Origin of the sequence: Neisseria sp. HMSC067H09 (genome assembly GCF_001814135.1) — a bacterium.
GTDB lineage: Bacteria > Pseudomonadota > Gammaproteobacteria > Burkholderiales > Neisseriaceae > Neisseria.
This window is the reverse complement of the sequence record NZ_KV814880.1, coordinates 1-233: the sequence shown is the minus strand read 5'-3', so window position 1 is coordinate 233 and position 233 is coordinate 1. Positions and strand designations below refer to the sequence as shown.

Here is a 233-nt window from a genome sequence, read left to right as displayed (position 1 = left end):
ATCCATGGTGATGGTGTGGACTCTGGCTTTATGTGCCCTTAATACCCTAATGACTGCCTGGGCAGTGTCTTCGGCTTTGAGGCTATCCAATTTGCAGATGATGGTGTAGCGGGTAACGCGTTCGACCAAGGTCAGTAATGCGCTTTTCTGTCCTTTGCCGACAATGGTGTCGGCTTCCCAATCACCGATGCGGGTTTTCTGGTCGACGATGGCGGGTCGGTTTTCTATGCCGA

General features: G+C 52.4%; 1 protein-coding gene. It reads right to left on the bottom strand.

Annotated elements, in window-relative coordinates; genetic code table 11:
- On the bottom strand, positions 1-233 hold a 233-nt coding region (locus HMPREF2954_RS03385; protein ID WP_141755628.1), incomplete at both ends, for an IS30 family transposase.